This window comes from Streptomyces sp. NPDC085931 (assembly GCF_044540565.1).
Lineage (GTDB): Bacteria > Actinomycetota > Actinomycetes > Streptomycetales > Streptomycetaceae > Streptomyces.
On record NZ_JBITSK010000003.1, the window covers coordinates 125,218 to 141,336 of the forward strand.

Annotated in this window: 13 protein-coding genes; 11 read left to right on the plus strand and 2 right to left on the minus strand. The window is 70.7% G+C overall.

Annotated features, from left to right (window positions below; all coding sequences use genetic code 11):
• Positions 1-142: 142 nt before the first annotated feature.
• Positions 143-1,090 (minus strand): SDR family NAD(P)-dependent oxidoreductase, encoded by a 948-nt coding sequence (locus ACIGAN_RS06780; protein WP_399855563.1) that lies wholly within the window; start codon positions 1,088-1,090, stop codon positions 143-145.
• A gap of 122 nt (positions 1,091-1,212) precedes the next feature.
• Between ACIGAN_RS06780 and ACIGAN_RS06785 the strand changes: the two genes are divergently transcribed.
• From ACIGAN_RS06785 to ACIGAN_RS06830, 10 genes are all read left to right on the plus strand, one after another.
• A complete protein-coding gene (locus tag ACIGAN_RS06785; RefSeq protein ID WP_399855565.1) occupies positions 1,213-1,881 on the plus strand; it encodes a TetR/AcrR family transcriptional regulator in 669 nt (222 codons plus the stop codon).
• Positions 1,882-2,132: 251 nt separating this feature from the next.
• A complete protein-coding gene (locus tag ACIGAN_RS06790; RefSeq protein ID WP_365743736.1) occupies positions 2,133-2,738 on the plus strand; it encodes a dihydrofolate reductase family protein in 606 nt (201 codons plus the stop codon).
• A gap of 592 nt (positions 2,739-3,330) precedes the next feature.
• On the plus strand, positions 3,331-4,125 hold the full coding sequence (locus ACIGAN_RS06795) for a PTS sugar transporter subunit IIA (RefSeq protein WP_399855567.1): 795 nt from the start codon (positions 3,331-3,333) through the stop codon (positions 4,123-4,125).
• Between the two features lie 20 nt (positions 4,126-4,145).
• Positions 4,146-5,747: a PTS ascorbate transporter subunit IIC gene (locus tag ACIGAN_RS06800; protein ID WP_399855569.1), complete on the plus strand. Its 1,602-nt coding sequence runs from the start codon at positions 4,146-4,148 to the stop codon at positions 5,745-5,747.
• A 255-nt stretch (positions 5,748-6,002) separates the two neighbouring features.
• Positions 6,003-8,792, plus strand: coding sequence for a glycosyl hydrolase (locus tag ACIGAN_RS06805; RefSeq protein WP_399855572.1), 2,790 nt, complete (start codon positions 6,003-6,005; stop codon positions 8,790-8,792).
• A gap of 584 nt (positions 8,793-9,376) precedes the next feature.
• The gene (locus ACIGAN_RS06810; RefSeq protein WP_399855575.1) at positions 9,377-11,101 is read left to right on the plus strand and encodes an ATP-binding protein; all 1,725 of its coding nucleotides are present in this window, start codon (positions 9,377-9,379) and stop codon (positions 11,099-11,101) included.
• 126 nt (positions 11,102-11,227) lie between these two features.
• On the plus strand, positions 11,228-11,647 hold the full coding sequence (locus tag ACIGAN_RS06815) for a roadblock/LC7 domain-containing protein (protein WP_351357490.1): 420 nt from the start codon (positions 11,228-11,230) through the stop codon (positions 11,645-11,647).
• Positions 11,644-12,000 carry a DUF742 domain-containing protein gene (locus ACIGAN_RS06820; protein ID WP_365095327.1) on the plus strand — a complete coding sequence of 119 codons (357 nt, stop codon included), beginning with the start codon at positions 11,644-11,646 and terminating at the stop codon, positions 11,998-12,000. Before ACIGAN_RS06815 ends, ACIGAN_RS06820 begins: the two co-directional genes overlap by 4 nt.
• Complete coding sequence (locus ACIGAN_RS06825; protein ID WP_365743727.1) at positions 11,981-12,598, plus strand: GTP-binding protein; 618 nt, start codon at positions 11,981-11,983, stop codon at positions 12,596-12,598. Before ACIGAN_RS06820 ends, ACIGAN_RS06825 begins: the two co-directional genes overlap by 20 nt.
• On the plus strand, positions 12,595-13,854 hold the full coding sequence (locus tag ACIGAN_RS06830; protein WP_365743725.1) for a cytochrome P450: 1,260 nt from the start codon (positions 12,595-12,597) through the stop codon (positions 13,852-13,854). The genes ACIGAN_RS06825 and ACIGAN_RS06830 overlap by 4 nt, the downstream gene beginning before the upstream one ends.
• Before the next feature lie 103 nt (positions 13,855-13,957).
• Here the strand turns inward: ACIGAN_RS06830 and ACIGAN_RS06835 are convergent, their stop codons facing one another.
• Positions 13,958-15,184 carry a cytochrome P450 gene (locus ACIGAN_RS06835; RefSeq protein WP_399855579.1) on the minus strand — a complete coding sequence of 409 codons (1,227 nt, stop codon included), beginning with the start codon at positions 15,182-15,184 and terminating at the stop codon, positions 13,958-13,960.
• 310 nt (positions 15,185-15,494) lie between these two features.
• Between ACIGAN_RS06835 and ACIGAN_RS06840 the strand changes: the two genes are divergently transcribed.
• Complete coding sequence (locus ACIGAN_RS06840) at positions 15,495-16,100, plus strand: lytic polysaccharide monooxygenase auxiliary activity family 9 protein (RefSeq protein WP_365095338.1); 606 nt, start codon at positions 15,495-15,497, stop codon at positions 16,098-16,100.
• Positions 16,101-16,119 lie beyond the last annotated feature (19 nt).

The following is a 16,119-nucleotide window of genomic DNA, read 5'->3' on the forward strand; positions in this document are numbered from 1 at the left end:
CTGCGGCTGCGGCTGCGGGGCCACCCCGCCATGGTGCTGCCGGTTTGCGGGACGGGCCTCCGCACCGTCATCGCGCGGCCGTCACGATCACTTCGTACCGCGTCCGGCCGGACCCGCGATCGTGGTCGCGGGCCGGCCCCCGCTACAGAGTGGCGGCAGCCCCGGAGGGCAGCGGGCTCTGCGTGGACTCGGCCAGGGGGAACTTCACCCCGGTGAGGTCTTCGGAGACGGCCCACAGCCGCTGCTGGACGGTTGCGTCGTACGACTGCGGGCTGGAGGTGACCAGCCGGGGGTGGCCCTTGACCTCGTAGCGTCCACCGGGACCGTAGTACTGGCCGCCGAGCACAGCGGGGTCGGTGGCGGCGCGCAGGGTGGGCAGCGCGCCCATCGCCGGCGTCTGGGTGATCAGCGGCGCGAGCCAGGTGAGTGGAAGCCGCAGGGCCGTGGGGCTGTTGCGGGCGAGTTCGGTGCTGGACAGGCCCGGGTGCGCGGCGACCGCGACGGTGGTGCCGTGCGCGGCGAGGCGGCGTTGCAGTTCGTAGGTGAACATGAGGTTCGCCAGCTTGGACTGGCCGTAGGCGGCCGCCCGGCCGTAGGACCGCTCCCAGTGCAGGTCGTCGAAGTGGATCGCGGCCCGGATGCGGTGGCCGGTGCTGCTGACCGTCACCACCCGCGAGCCGGGCACCGGCAGCATCAGGTCCAGCAGCAGGCCGGTGAGCGCGAAGTGGCCGAGGTGGTTGGTGCCGAACTGCATCTCGAAGCCGTCCCGGGTGGTCTGCTTGGGCGTGTACATCACGCCGGCGTTGTTGATCAGCAGGTCGATCCGGTCGAGCCGGGAGCGCAGCGTCGCCGCCGCGGTCCGGACGGAGTCGAGCGAGGTCAGGTCCAGCGCCTGCACGGTCACGTCGCCGGTCATGCGGGCCGCGGCCTGTTCGCCCTTCTCCACGTTGCGTACGGCCAGCACCACGGACGCGCCGCGCTCGGCGAGCGCTTTGGCGGTCTCGTAGCCCAGGCCGGTGTTGGCTCCGGTCACCACGGCCACTCGCCCGTGCTGGTCGGGGATGTTCGCCGTCGTCCACTTCTCGCTCATGTCGAGGTCCCATCTGCTTACGTACCGGAGGTATCTTGTGCTCTCGACAGTAAAGTACCCCCGGTATGTTGTCAACGTACCGGGAGTACTTAGTTGGGAGGGTGACCGTTAGGATGGTGATCGTGACTTTCCAGCGGGCGCGAACCGAGGAGCAGCGGGAGATCCGCCGGCGGGCGATCCTCGACATGGCGTCGGAGATGCTCGACGAGATGCCCGTGGCCGCGCTCACCCTGAACGAGCTCAGCCGCCGGGTGGGACTGGCGAAGCCGAACGTGCTGCGCTACTTCGAGTCCCGCGAAGCGGTGCTGCTGGAACTGCTCGACCGGCTCCTACGGGAGTGGCTGACGGAACTGGCGGACGATCTCGACGCCGCCGGCATCGACGAGAGTCTGCCCATGACCGAGCGAGCAGCAGCGGTGGCCGAGGTCCTCAGCCGCTCCCTGTCCGGCCGCGTGGTGCTGTGCGACCTCTTCGGCGCACAGAGCAGCGTCCTGGAACGCAACGTCTCCGTCGAGGTCGTCACACGCTACAAGCGCGCCTCGCTGAGCCACCTGACCACCATGACCACCCTGCTCCTTCGGTACCTGCCGGAGCTGGGTGAGAACGCGACGGTGTTCAGTCTGCAGGCGATGCTCACCGCCGGCGCGCTGCCGGCGTACAGCACACCGCCGCCGAGCCTGCAGGCGGCCTACGAGGCCGAACCCGACCTCGCGCGCTTCCATCTGGAGCTCAAGGACTACCTGCGGCTGGCCCTGACCACCACCCTGCTGGGCGCGCTGCCCCGCCACTGATTCCGGTCGCACAGGGCAGGCGAGCCACGGCCTCCCTTCCTGATGCGCCCAGGGCACGGAGGAGGCCGGGGCGCGGAGGAGGCCGGGGCGCGGAGGGGCCGGGGAAGCCACGCCCGGCTCCGTCGGCCGTCACCTCTTTCGGACTCCCCGGCTGCGGCGTCCTCGCTCTTTTCGTTGCTCCGCAGCGCGACCGATGAGTTTGCGGCTCCCGGACGGTCCAAGCTCGTGACACCCCGAGAAAGGACACCCCGATGTCGGAACTCCTCGTCGACTTCATCACCTCCCTCGACGGTCACGCGTCAGGCAAGGGATGGCCCGGCTTCTGGGGCCTGGAGGGTCCGGAGTACCTCGCGTGGCTCGGCGAGCAGCCCCAGGCGACCTACCTGATGGGAGCCAACACCTACCGCCTCATGTCCGGCTTCGCCGAAGGCCAGGTCCCGGACGGCCAGGACGACTTCAGGCCCGAGGAAGAAGCATCCGTCGACGAACTCACGCAAGCGTCCAAGGTGGTGTTCTCCTCCACCCTCAAGGAGCCACTGACGTGGGCCAACACCACGCTCGTCCGTGACAACGCCGTCGAGGCGGTCAGCGCCATGAAGTCCAGCGGCTCGGGGCTGCTCAGCACGATCGGCAGCCTGAGCCTGTGCCGGTCCCTGCTCCGAGCCGGACTCGTCGACCGCTTCCGGGTGGTGATGTTCCCGGTGATCACGGGGGCCACGGGTGAGGAACGCATCTACGACGGCTACCCGGACGTCGCCCTCGAGATGACCGAGCACCGCACCTTCGACGGCCGCATCCAGCTCGTCGAGTACAAGCCCCGCGTCCTCGAGCACCCGCCCCTCGACGTCCCCGCATGACGAAGCCCTGACCGCAGGCCCGGACGACCGCCGGGCCGGACGACCGCCGGCCCGGCGCCGCGGGGTGCGCAACGAGACCTGACGGACGACGAACGGCCCAGACGCAGGAGGCCCCGCACTCCACGTCCCGCCCGACGGCGTGCATGCGCGGAGCGGCTTCTTCACGCTGCCGGGCTCAGTCGTCCAATGAGACGGCAGGTGGGCGTCCACGACGGCATCGTCCGTCGCGATCAGGTGCGGTCCCCGACCCGCGTAGGAGCGAGCCCGGCTCCGTGGGGTACCTTCCTCGCCCGGGTGTGGGAGAGGCCGGGCAAGGGTCGTCCGGCAGAGGCGGCGGATCGGATTTCGAAGGCCCTGCCCTCCGCGAGGCGAAGATTTGGCAGTGGTAGTACTGCCTCCGCTTCGGCCGGGGAACGACTGTGATCATGACGACGTTCGCCAGACAGCCGGCCCCATCCCACGCAGCCGCTCCCGCTCCCCGACCGCGGTCCGGCCGCACCCTCGCACACACCCCCATGACCCCCGGCAACCCCGACACCCTGGACACCCCCGGCTCCCCCTACACCCCCGCTCATCACGGAGTCGCCGCGTCATGACCGCGCTCACCACACTCCTGTCCCCCACCGCCGTGCGACTCGGCGTCCACTCCCCCGACTGGCGCGCGGCGATCCGCGCCGCGGGGCAGGCCTTGGTCGATGTCGGTGTCAGCACCGCGGACTACACCACCGAAATGATCGCCAACGTGGAGGAGAACGGCCCCTACATCGTCATCGCTCCGGGCCTGGCCTTCGCGCACGCCCGGCCGTCGCCGGCCGTGCTCAGGACCGGCATGTCGTGGATACGTCTGCACGAGCCCGTCCCGTTCGGCCATGACACCAACGACCCCGTCTCGCTGGTCGTGGCCCTGGCCGCCACCGACTCGTCAGCCCACACCGAGGCGATGGCCGCCCTGGCCCGCTCCCTGTCCGACCCCGCCACGGCCACCGCCCTGGAACAGGCCAGTAGCGCAGCGGAGGTCCTCGCCCTGCTGGACGGTGACGCGGCTCCGGCCGCGCCAACCGTGCCGGCCGCCCGGGCCACGCCGGCCGCCGGGGCGGCGTCCCACCACAAGATCCTCACCGTGTGCGGCAACGGCGTGGGCACGAGCCTGTTCCTGAAGAACACCCTGGAGCAGGTCCTCGACCGGTGGGGCTGGTCCCGGCACGTCAGCGTGGAGGCCACCGACACCATCTCCGCCAAGGGCAAGGCCTCGGAGGCGGTCGCCATCCTCACCTCGCGCGAGATCGCCCGCACGCTCGGCGACGTCGGGGTGCCCGTGAAGGTCGTCGAGGACTTCACCAGCGCCGCCGAGGTCGACTCCGTCCTGCGCGACACCTACCGCGTCTGATCGGGAAAGGACGCCCCTTGATGGACTGGCTCATCACTCCTGCCACGTTCCTCGTCAACGAGATCCTCAGCCAACCCGCCTACCTCATCGGCCTCATCACCGCCGCCGGTCTGATCGCACTGAAGAAGAGCGTCGGGCAGATCGCCGGCGGGGCCATCAAAGCCACCCTCGGGCTCCTCCTCGTCGGCGCCGGGGCGGGGCTGGTCACCGCCGCTCTCGACCCCCTGGGCAAGATGATCCAGGGCAGCACCGGCACGCACGGGGTCATTCCCACGAACGAGGCCATCGCGGGCATCGCGCAGGACGAGTTCGGAGCCCGCGTCGCCTGGCTGATGATCACCGGCTTCCTCGTCAGCCTCCTGCTGGCCCGCTTCACGCCGCTGCGCTACGTCTTCCTCACCGGTCACCACATGCTGTTCATGGCGACCCTGCTCACCATCGTCATGGCGACCGCCGGACAGTCCTCCCTCGCCGTCGTCCTCGGCGGAGGCGTGCTGCTGGGCATCCTTCTGGTCTCGCTGCCCGCGCTCGCCCACCCCTGGACGAAGAAGGTGACCGGCGACGACAGCGTGGCCATCGGCCACTTCGGTACCGCCGGCTACATCACCGCGGGCGCCACCGGCCAAGTGGTCAACAGGATCGGCAAGCCGAGCCGCAGCACCGAGGACATGCGCCTGCCCGAAGGGCTGCGCTTCCTGCGCGACTCCATGGTGGCCACCGCCCTGTCGATGGTGCTCATCTACCTGGTGATGAGCCTGCTGTTCCTCGCGAAGGCCGGCCGTGCCACCGCCTTCAAGGCCTTCGGTACCCCCGCCACAGGGCTCGGCGACTACCTGATGCAGTCCCTCATGCAGGGCCTGCAGTTCGGCATCGCCGTCGCCGTCATCCTCTTCGGCGTCCGCACCATCCTCGGTGAGCTCGTCCCCGCCTTCCAAGGCATCGCCCAGCGCGTCGTCCCCGGCGCCAAGCCCGCGCTGGACGCCCCGATCGTCTTCCCGTACGCCCAGAACGCCGTACTCGTCGGGTTCATCTTCAGCTTCCTGGGGGGCCTGACCGCGCTGGCCGCGCTCATCTGGATCCTGAACCCCGCGTTCGGTCTCGCCCTCGTCCTGCCGGGCCTCGTCCCCCACTTCTTCACCGGCGGTGCGGCCGGCGTCTACGGCAACGCCACCGGCGGCCGCCGCGGCGCCGTCGCGGGTTCCTTCCTCAACGGAGTCCTGATCACCTTCCTGCCCGCCCTGCTGCTGCGTGTCCTGGGCAGCTTCGGCGACGCCAACACCACGTTCGGCGACGCCGACTTCGGGTGGTTCGGTACCTTGCTCGGCAACGTTGCCAAACTCGACGGTGCCGCCGGACTCGTCGGCATGCTCGCCCTCGGGCTGGTCGTGCTGGCCGGTGCCTGGCTCATGCAGGTCCGTGTCGTCGATTCCGGCTGGGTCCCGGGCGGCGCCGCCCCGGACGCCACCCCCTCGGACGGCCGGCACGACCCGGCGACCACCGGCGGGGAGAACGCCGCCCCCACGCGCCACGCCAAGATAGCGCCCCCGGCGGGTGCCCCCACTCCCCCGCCGCCCCCGCAACCGGCGGCTCAGGCGCCGACACAGCGCGCCCAGCCCTCCTGACCTTTCCCGGCCACCCCGCACGAACGGGATCGCGCACTCGGCCCGCCGGTCACGCACGGCGGGCCGTGCGCACGCCGCCACCGGGTCTCCTCGATGCCCGGGACTGCAGCGTCAAGACGCGAACGCACAACGGGATGGATCAGTCGTCAACTACCGGGCGCGTTCAAAGCATTGACACGTGCATTACCCGGCATTTACGTTCCGGCCATCTGAGAGCGCTCTCAGACTCTCCCCGTGAAGACTCGAGGTGTCGCCATGCCATCCCCACGCACGCGCACACGCACCAGACCGGCAGTGATACTCCTGACGGCCTCAGCCCTCGCCGCCTTCGGTCTGGGCCCGGCCGCCACCCCGGCGGCCGCGGCCACCGTGCCCGTGGGCTCGGGAAGTTACTCCGACTCCCGTCCCGCCGGAACGTCGGGGCCCACCACCAACACGGGCGCTCCCGTCACGCCCAAGGTGACCGCCGCCGCACGGAACCGGCCCGTGCCCACCAACGACTGGTGGTCCTCCCTCGCCTTCCAGCGCTACGGCGACAACCCGTGGTCGACCCCCATGTACGGGCACCCCCTCACCTACCAGGCCACGGCCGGCGGGCTCGACGTCGGCTACCCGACCTCCCCCTCGATCGTCGGAGACGGCCGCCAGTACGAGTACGCCCACAAGCGCGACCTCACCATCGGGCTCAGTGGCCTCAACTCCCCGGACACGAAAGCCGACAACTGGTCCGACTGGACGGTCACCCCCCTGTGGTCCGACGGCGCCCGCACCCTGCGCACCACGATCGGTCACGGCTCCCCGTTCGTATACGCGCAGGGCACCGGTGGCAACGCGCAGATCACCACCGCCGGTGCGCCCAGCGTCTTCGCCGACCAGGGCAACGTCCTCGGCATCACCGTCGCCGGACACCACTACGCCCTCTTCGCCCCGACCGGCAGCGACTGGAACGTCTCCGGCTCCACCGTCACCGCGGGCCTGGGCTCCAAGGACTACTTCTCCGTCGCCGTGCTGCCCTCCACCGACGCGCTGGCGACCTTCAAGAAGTACGCCTTCAGCTTCGTCACCGACTCCAAGGTGGCCTGGAGTTACACCGGTGGCACCGTCAAGGCCACCTACACGCTCACCACGGAGGCGAAGGAGGGCACCGAGCGGGGCACGCTCCAGGCGCTCTACCGCCACCAGTGGCTCAACACCACCGACGCCCTGACCTCCTACACCTACGTCTCCCCGCGCGGCACCATGAAGGTCCGCGAGTCGGCCTCGTTCACCACGAGCCAGAAGGCGGCGGCGGTGCTGCCCGCGCTGCCCAAGTCCAGTGGTGTGGACGCGGCCCGGCTGCGCGGCTACCTCAACGACGTCGTGAACGCCTCCGACCCCTTCTCCGGCGCCAGCGACACCTACTGGACCGGCAAGGCACTCGGCCGCCTCGCCCAACTCGTCCCGGTGGCCGAGCAGATCGGGGAGACCGGCACCCGCGACCGGCTGCTCGGCCTCATCAAGGGCAAGCTCCAGGAGTGGTTCACCGCGGGCGGCGCGAACGAGTTCAGCTACGACAAGGACTGGAAGACCCTGACGGGCTACCCCGCGTCCTACGGCAGCGACACCGAACTCAACGACCACCACTTCCACTACGGCTACTACGTCTACGCGGCCGCCATCGTCGCGCAGTACGACCAGGGCTGGGCCGCCGACTCCGCGTGGGGCGGCATGGTCAAGACCCTGGTACGGGACACCGCCAACCCCAGTCGCACCGACACCGCGTTCCCCTTCCTGCGCGGCTTCGACGTCTACGCCGGACACAGCTGGGCCTCCGGCCACCAGGGCTTCGCCGCCGGCAACAACCAGGAGTCCTCCTCGGAGTCCACCAACCTCAGCGCGGCCCTCGTCCTGTGGGGCTCCGCCACCGGGGACACCTCGCTGCGCGACCTCGGCGCCTACCTGCTGACCACCGAGTCGGAGTCCATCGCGCAGTACTGGTTCGACGCCGACGAACAGGTCTTCCCGTCCTCCTTCGGCCACGACACGGCCGGCATGGTGTGGGGCAGCGGCGCGGCGTACTCCACCTGGTGGACCGCCAACCCGGAGGAGATCCACGGCATCAACGTCCTGCCCGTGACGGGCGGTTCGCTCCACCTGGGCAGCGAGAAGGCCGCGATCCGGCGCAACATCGCCGAGATGGAACGGGAGAACGGCGGCCCGGCCGTCGAATGGCGCGACATCCTCTGGGAGTTCCAGTCGCTCGCCGACCCCGCCGCGGCGAAGTCGAAGTGGGACGCGGGCCACGCCGGATACACCCCGGAGCAGGGGGAATCCAAGGCCCACACCTACCACTGGATCAACACGCTGGACGCGGTCGGCGCTCCGGACGCCACGGTGACCGGCGACCTGCCCACCTCGGCCGTCTTCACCAAGGGGACGACCCGCACGTACGTCGCCCACAACCACGGCTCGTCGGCGCGCACCGTGACCTTCTCGGACGGCAAGACCCTTTCCGTGCCCGCCCGTTCCACCGCGAGCGGCACGGGGTCGGGTTCCTCGGACCCCGACCCGGACCCCGACCCGCCGACCGGGAACACCTTCCAGTTGCGCAGCGGTGGCACCCTGACCACGGCGACCGGCGGAACCGCGGGCAGCGACACGATCGCCTCCGGCGGCGGCACCAACCACGACGGCACGCCGTACCAGCCGCTCGTCTACGAGGTCCGCGGCGTCAACGGGACACTGCGCGCGGGCGCGGGAACGGAGTTCCGGCTCCAGGTGGACGCCGGCACCACGGTAGGCCTCGGCCAGCAGGCACGTGTCAGCTACGACCTCACCGGTGACGGCACGTTCGACCGGACCGAGACGTACCACTACTTCGCCACCGACCCGGTCGCGGGCTGGGAGGAGTACACGCAGGCACGCGGTCTGAAGGCGGCCACGGGCACCCTCGGCGATCTCCGGGGCGGCACCGTCCGTCTGGAGGTCTGGAGCGCCATCGGCAACGGCACCTCGAAGCTCCAGACCGGCACCGACAAGGCGGTGGTGGTGATCCCCTACAGCTGAACCGGCGCAGGACGGTCGTGGGGGGGGGGGGGGGGGCCCCCCCGGGCCCCCCCCCCGGGGGGGGGGGGGCCCCCCCCCCCCCCGCCCGGCCCGGGGGGGGGGGGGGGGGGCCCCCGCCCCCCGGGGGGCCCCGCCCCACTGCCGTTTCCGGCCGCGGCCACGCACACTCGGGCGGTGGCCGACGTCCCGGTCGGTCCTGGTCTGTCCCGGCGCCGGCCACGAGGTGGCGCGACGAGGGAGAGCGGAACGACCGCAACTTGGCCGGAAGTGCTCCCCGGGATCCCGCGGTGAGCGTCCCCGCGCCCCGCCGAGCGGTGACGAAATACCGAACCGCCACCGCGAAACACCAGGTCCGGACCAGCCGACGGAGCGCGCTGCGGTTATCACACGCCTCGTCCGTCACCGTCTTTTCTCGACGAAATGAGCTTCCCCGCATCAACTCCCCGCCCAGCGGCATATTCCGGTGTGGCGGCGTCGCTAGCATGAGCCAGGTGTTCGATCCGGAAGATCCTCATCATGTTCCGGATGCGGCGATGCTCAGTCGTCCACGCACCTCCTGCTCTCACGGACCGAGGGACCGCGGAATGCCAGTGCCTGCCCCAACCCGTCAGCGCCGATCCTCCGACGGGGCACGCTCCTCCCCGGCCCTGTTCCCCGTGGTGCTGGCCGGGACGGCCCTCGGGGCCGGAGCGGCGGCCGTCCTCGCCCCCGCGCATGCCCGCCCGTGGGTACTCGGCACGGCGGCCGCGGCATGGGTCTGCCTCGCCGCCGTCACCGTCGCCGCCATGGTGCTGCTGCGCCGTGCGCGCGGCGAGGCGGCGGCACGTGGCGACGAACTGGAGACGACCAAGAACAACTGGGCGCAGCAGGGCGCCGAGGCGGCGCAGCTGGTCAACACCGTCCTCCCTGCCCTGGTGGCCCAGCTGAAGAACGGCACCGGCGCGGACGAGGCCCTGTCCGGCGCCCCCTCCCCGTCCGACCCGTATCTGCGCCGGGTGCTGCACGTCTTCGCGAGCGAGGTGAGCGAGGCGGTACGGCAGGCGGCCGGGATGCAGCGCGAGCTGGACGCAGCGAAGGGTGAACTGGCCCAGGGTGCGCAGGAGTTGGAGCAGCTGACCCAGCACACGCTGCCCGCGGCCGTGACCATGCTCCGGGAGGGCAGCTCCGCGGACACGGTCCTCGCCGCGTTCGAGTGGCCGCGCAACCCGCTGTTGCGCGCCACGGCCGAATCGTTCGTGCGCGACCTGGCCCACAGCGAACGCCGCTCCTCGGCGGCCCAGGCCGCCTCCGCGAAGGCGCTCAGCCGGGTCCAGGCCAAGACCGTCAGCATGCTCGCCGAGCTCCGGGACATGCAGGAACGTCACGGCCAGGAAGTCTTCGGGGACCTGCTGCGCCTGGACCACAGCACCTCGCAGCTGGGACTGATGACCGACCGGCTGGCGCTGCTGATGGGCGGCCGCTCCAGCCGCGTCTGGAACAAGCCCATCGTGATGGAGAGCATCCTGCGCGGCGCGGTCGGCCGGATCGCCGCCTACCGGCGGGTGCGGCTGCACAACTCCAGCCGGGCCGCGATCGCCGGCTTCGCCGCCGAGGGCGTGATGCACCTGCTGGCCGAACTCATGGACAACGCTGCCAACTTCTCCCCGCCGATCGACGAGGTCCATGTGTACGTCGAGGAAGGCAGTGCCGGTCTGGTCGTCACGATCGAGGACAGCGGCCTGAAGATGTCCGACGCCGCCCTGCGCCGGGCCAAGGAGTCCGTGGCGGGCAAGGCCACCGACCTCGCCTCGTTGCAGGGCACCCGCCTCGGCCTGGGCGTGGTGGGACGGCTCGCCGTCAAGTACGGCATCAGCGTCAACTACCGGCCCTCCTCCCGGGGTGGCACCGGCGTCGTCGTGCTCCTGCCGCCCGAGCTCATCGCCCAGCAGCGGGAGGCGGTGCCCGCCGAGCGGCCCCGCCCCGCCGTGGAGGTTCCGGCCGCCCACGCCCCCGCGCGCGAGGAATACCCCTCCCCCGTGCGCCCGGAGGCCGCTGTGGCCGAGGACGTGGCGCCGGCCGCGCCGATGCCCCGCAGGCGGGGCCCGGCCACCCCCAACGGACTGCCCGTCCGCGCGCCCGGCCGCACCATGGCCGAAGCGGAGCGCAGCCGGCCGAAGCAGTCGGCCGAGCCGTCCCCCGAGGCCCGGCCGGGCCCGGCTCGCGACGCCGGAAGCCGGTTCGGCGCCTTCCACCGCGGCCGGCAGAGCGGTGGCGCCACCGCCGCCGACCCCGGCGCCGGCAGGGAGACCGGGGGCGACAGCGACAGCTAGGCCCTCGGGCTCCCCACCCCTCGCGGCCGCACAGGCCGTACCACCCCCGCACCGATTCGCCGCACCTCGTTGGATTGGAGGAACGGGCCGGGTGACCTGCGAAGGTCGCCACCCGGCCCACCCACCATGGAGACCACTGACAACAGCCTGACCTGGCTCTTGACGAACCTCTTGGAGCGCACGCCGGGCACGCGGCACGCCCTCGTCCTGTCCAGGGACGGACTGAAACTGTGCTGGACCGAGCACATGACGCTCGACCAGGCCGACCAGCTGGCGGCGATCTGCTCGGGCATCCAGGCGCTCGCGCAGGGCGCGTCCGTGGAGTTCGGCGACGGGTCGGGCGGCGTCCGGCACTCCATGACCGAGTTCCACGGCGGGCTGCTGTTCATCGTCGAGGCCGGCCAGGGCGCCCACCTCGCGGTCGTCGCCGAGGAGAGCGCCGACCCGGGCGTCGTGGGGCACCAGATGACGGAGATGGTCGAGCAGATCGGCGAGCACCTGCGGGCCGAGCCGCGTACGACCGCCACCCGGGGTGCCACCGCGTGATCCACAAACCCGTGGACGTCGGTGATCCCGACCGGCTGTACATCGTCACGGGCGGGCGCAGCGAGGCGGACGACACGTTCGACCTGGTGACGCTGATCGTCAGTGAGTGCGAGCCCGCCGCCGGGATGCAGTCGGAGCACGTGCGGATCCTCGAACTGTGCCGCCATCCCACGGCCCTGGTCGAGATCGCCGCCGAGCTGAGACTGCCCATCACCGTCGTCCGGATCCTCCTCGGTGACCTCCATGCCATGGGCAAGGTGAGCGCCCGTCACCCCCGCGCGGCCGCATCCGTCGCGGACCTCCCCGAAACCGCCCTGCTCCAGGAGGTGCTCCATGGGCTCCGCAACCTCTGAGCTGCCCCACCAGCGCACGCCGCTGGCCGATGCCGCCGAGACCGGCCTGAAGATCGTCGTCGTGGGCGGGTTCGGGGTCGGCAAGACCACCCTGGTGCGCTCGGTCAGCGAGATCAGGCCCCTGAACACCGAAGAGGTGATGACCCAGGCGGGCCAGGGCGTCGACGAGACGGCCGGGGTGGAACGCAAGACCACCACCACCGTCGCCTTCGACTTCGGGCGCATCAGCCTCAACCAGCACATGGTGCTGTACCTGTTCGGCGCTCCCGGCCAGGAACGCTTCTGGTTCCTGTGGGACCGTCTGTTCTCCGGCACGCTGGGCGCGGTCGTCCTCGTGGACACCCGCCGCATGGAGGACTCCTGGTACGCGATCGACCGGCTGGAGCATCACAAGACGCCGTTCGTGGTGGCCGTCAACCGGTTCGACGACGACACCAACCGCTTCTCCCTGGAGGAGATCCGCCAGGCCTTGGCCCTCGGTGAGCACGTACCCATGATCGACTGCGACGCACGGCTCAGGTCGTCCGGCAAGGAGGTCCTGATCGCTCTGGTGGAACACCTCTACGCGCTGGCACTGATTCAGGAGAGGACACCGTGAGCGATCCCACCCCGTCCGTCGGCACGCCCGCCTCCGGCTGCCCGGCCCATCAGGGTGCCGTACGGCTGAGCGGGCTGGAGTACCAGCGGACGCCCGCGCAGCTGTACCGCACGATGCGCCGTGAGCAGGGGCCCGTCGCGCCGGTGCTGCTGGAGGGCGACATCCCTGCCTGGCTGGTGCTCGGCTATCCCGAGGTGTCCTATGTGACCAGCCACGACGAGCTGTTCGCCCGGGACTCGCGGCGATGGAACCAGTGGCCGAACATCCCGGCGGACTGGCCGCTGCTGCCGTACGTCGGCTACCAGCCCTCGGTGCTCTTCACCGAGGGGCTGGAGCACCAGCGTCGCGCGGGTGTCATCACCCAGGCGCTGGAGGGCGTCGACCAGTTCGAGCTGACCCGCGAGTGCCAGCTGATCGCCGAGCAGCTGATCGCCTCGTTCTCGGGCAGCGGCGAAGCCGAGCTGATGAGCATGTACGCGCACGCCCTGCCGGCCCGGGCCGTGCTGTGGATGTGCGGAATGCCGCAGGGCGGCGCCGACACCGAGCAGCTCGTCGACGACCTGCGCATCTCCCTGGACGCCGGTGAGGGCGACGACCCGGTGGCCGCGTACGGGCGGGTCGGGGAACGCATCTTGCGGCTGGTGAAGGAGAAGCGGGAGCGTCCGGGCCCCGACGTCACCTCGCGGATGCTGCTGGACCCGGCCGGCCTCGGCGACGAGGAGATCGTGCAGGACCTGATCTCCGTGATCGCCGCGGCGCAGCAGCCCACCGCCAACTGGATCGGCAACACGCTGCGGCTGCTGCTGACCGACGAGCGCTTCGCGGTCAACGTCTCCGGTGGCCGGGTCAGTGTCGGGGAGGCGCTGAACGAGGTGCTGTGGCTGGACACCCCGACCCAGAACTTCATCGGCCGCTGGGCGGTGCGTGACACCCAGCTCGGCGGGCGGCTCGTCCGGGAGGGCGACTGCCTGATCCTGGGCCTGGCCGCGGCCAACACCGACCCGCAGATCTGGCCCGAGTCGCATGTGGGCGCCGAGAACTCCGCGCACCTGTCCTTCAGCAACGGTGAACACCGCTGCCCCTATCCCGCGCCGCTCCTGGCCGACGTCATGGCGCGCACGGCCGTGGAGACGCTCATGGAGCACCTGCCCGACCTCGTCCTGGGGGTGGAGACGGACGAGCTGGCCTGGCGGCCGTCCATCTGGATGCGCGGTCTGACCTCTCTTCCGGTGCGGTTCACGCCCTCGGTCCGCTAGCGGGCCGCGCCCGGACGCCCGCCGGGCCCCGCGGGACGCGGCGGTGCGGGTGCCACCCCGGGCCGGCGCGGCCGGGCCCGGGGCGGGGACGGCGGAACGGCGCTCAGCCGGTGACCGGGGTGAAGCGCACCGGGAGCGACTGCGGACCGCGGGTGAACACGCCCTGCTCGACCGGTTCGAAGCCGTCGGCCAGCCGGAGGTCCGGCATGGCGTCGAGCAGCTGGCCGACACCGATCTCGACCTCCGCCTTGGCCAGCAGCGCGCCGACGCAGAAGTGACGCCCGAGGGCGAAGGCGAGGTGGTCGGCGGCGGCCGAGAACGCCGACGTCGTGGTCAGGTCGTCCCGGAGGATGTCGAACCGGTCGGGGTCGCGGAAACGGCTCTCGTCCCGGTTGGCGGCGCCGATGAGACAGGTCACCGTCGCTCCCGCCGGGATGGTGCCGCCGCTGACCTCCACGTCGGTGGCCGACTGGCGCATGATCATGTGGACGGGCGGGGTGTACCGCAGCGTCTCGGCGAACGCGGCGGGGATGAGGCTCCGGTCGGCCCGGACCGCCGCCAACTGGTCCGGGTGCCGCAGCAGGTTGGCCAGGATGCCGGCGATCGCCTTGTCCGTGGTCTCCCCGCCGGCGGCGAGCAGCAGGCTGCAGAAGGCCTTGATGTCCTCGTCGCTCATCCGCACGCCGTCGACCTCCGCGGCGCAGAGCGTCGACAGCAGGTCGTCGCCCGGGTTCTCGCGCCGCTCCCGGATGATCGGGATCATGTACTCGGCGAACTCCACGCGGGTGCGTTCACCGGCCGCGGCCACCTCGGGATCCCCCGAGAGGTTGCCGAGGAACGCGATGACCGCCGTGTACCAGCCGTGGAAACGGGCGTGGTCGGCCTTGTCCAGGCCGAGCATGTCCGCGATGACGTTGACCGGGAAGCGGGTCGCGTAGTCCTGGACGATGTCGGCGGAGCCGGAATGCCGGAACACGTCTATCAGTTCGCGCGAGTTGCGCTCGATGACCGGCAGGAACTTCTCCCGCAGGTCGCTGCCCCGGAAGGCGGGCGCCACCAAAGCCCGCCGCACCGCGTGCTCGCGCCCGCTGAGCTGGAGGATGGTCTTGCCGTGGACCGGCTCCAGCTGCCAGTCGTAGTTGTCGGTGGTGAACTCCGACGCCTTGTCCTTGAAGACCCGCTCGACGTCGGTGTAGCGGGAAATGATGTAACTCTGGGTGGCCTCGTGCCAGATCAAGGGTGCCTTTTCCCGCATCACCGCGTAGGCGGGGTAGGGGTCCGCCGCGAACTCGGGCGAGAGGATGTCGGGCACCTGCTGGGTAGTGGACACGGAACTCCTTGCGAAGGGACGGAGTGTCAGCGACCACAGATTATGGATCTTCCCATGGCCGAAACAGTGTCTTCCTGGCCGAAGTTGGGCGAGCGGACGGGAAAGGCATCCGGCGTGGCGTGAATCCCACCAGCGCTCCGTGATCCCTGCCGTCAAGCCTGTTTGTTTCATTGACATTTCACTCAGCCGTCGTATGTTGGGAGCGCTCCCATGACAGCCCAGCAACGGGAAGGAGTCCCCCCACATGCGTAAACAGAGTCCGTTAACCGGGCGTTCGCGGTCCCTCCGCCGGCCTCTTCAGGCGCTCGTCATGGTGTTCGCCGTGGTCGTCGGCGCGCTGGCCTGGTCGACCCCCGCCCAGGCACACGGCACCATCGTCAACCCCGCCACCCGCGCGTACCAGTGCTGGAAGACGTGGGGCAGCAACCACACGAGTCCGGCCATGCAGACCGAAGACCCCATGTGTTACCAGGCGTTCCAGGCCAACCCCGACACCATGTGGAACTGGATGAGCGCCCTCCGCGACGGTCTCGGTGGCCAGTTCCAGGCGCGGACGCCCGACGGGACGCTCTGCAGCAACAACCTCTCGCGCAACGCCAGCCTGGACAAGCCCGGGCCGTGGAAGACGACCAACGTCAGCAACAACTTCACGGTCCAGCTGCACGACCAGGCGTCCCACGGTGCCGACTACTTCCGGGTCTATGTGAGCAAGCAGGGCTTCAACCCCAAGACCCAGACCCTGGGCTGGGGGAACCTCGACTTCATCACGCAGACCGGTCGCTTCGCCCCGGCACAGGACATCCGGTTCAACGTCAGCACCTCCGGCTACACCGGACACCACATCCTGTTCGTGATCTGGCAGGCCTCGCACCTCGACCAGGCCTACATGTGGTGCAGTGACGTGAACTTCGGCTGAGTACCGCACACGGCACCCG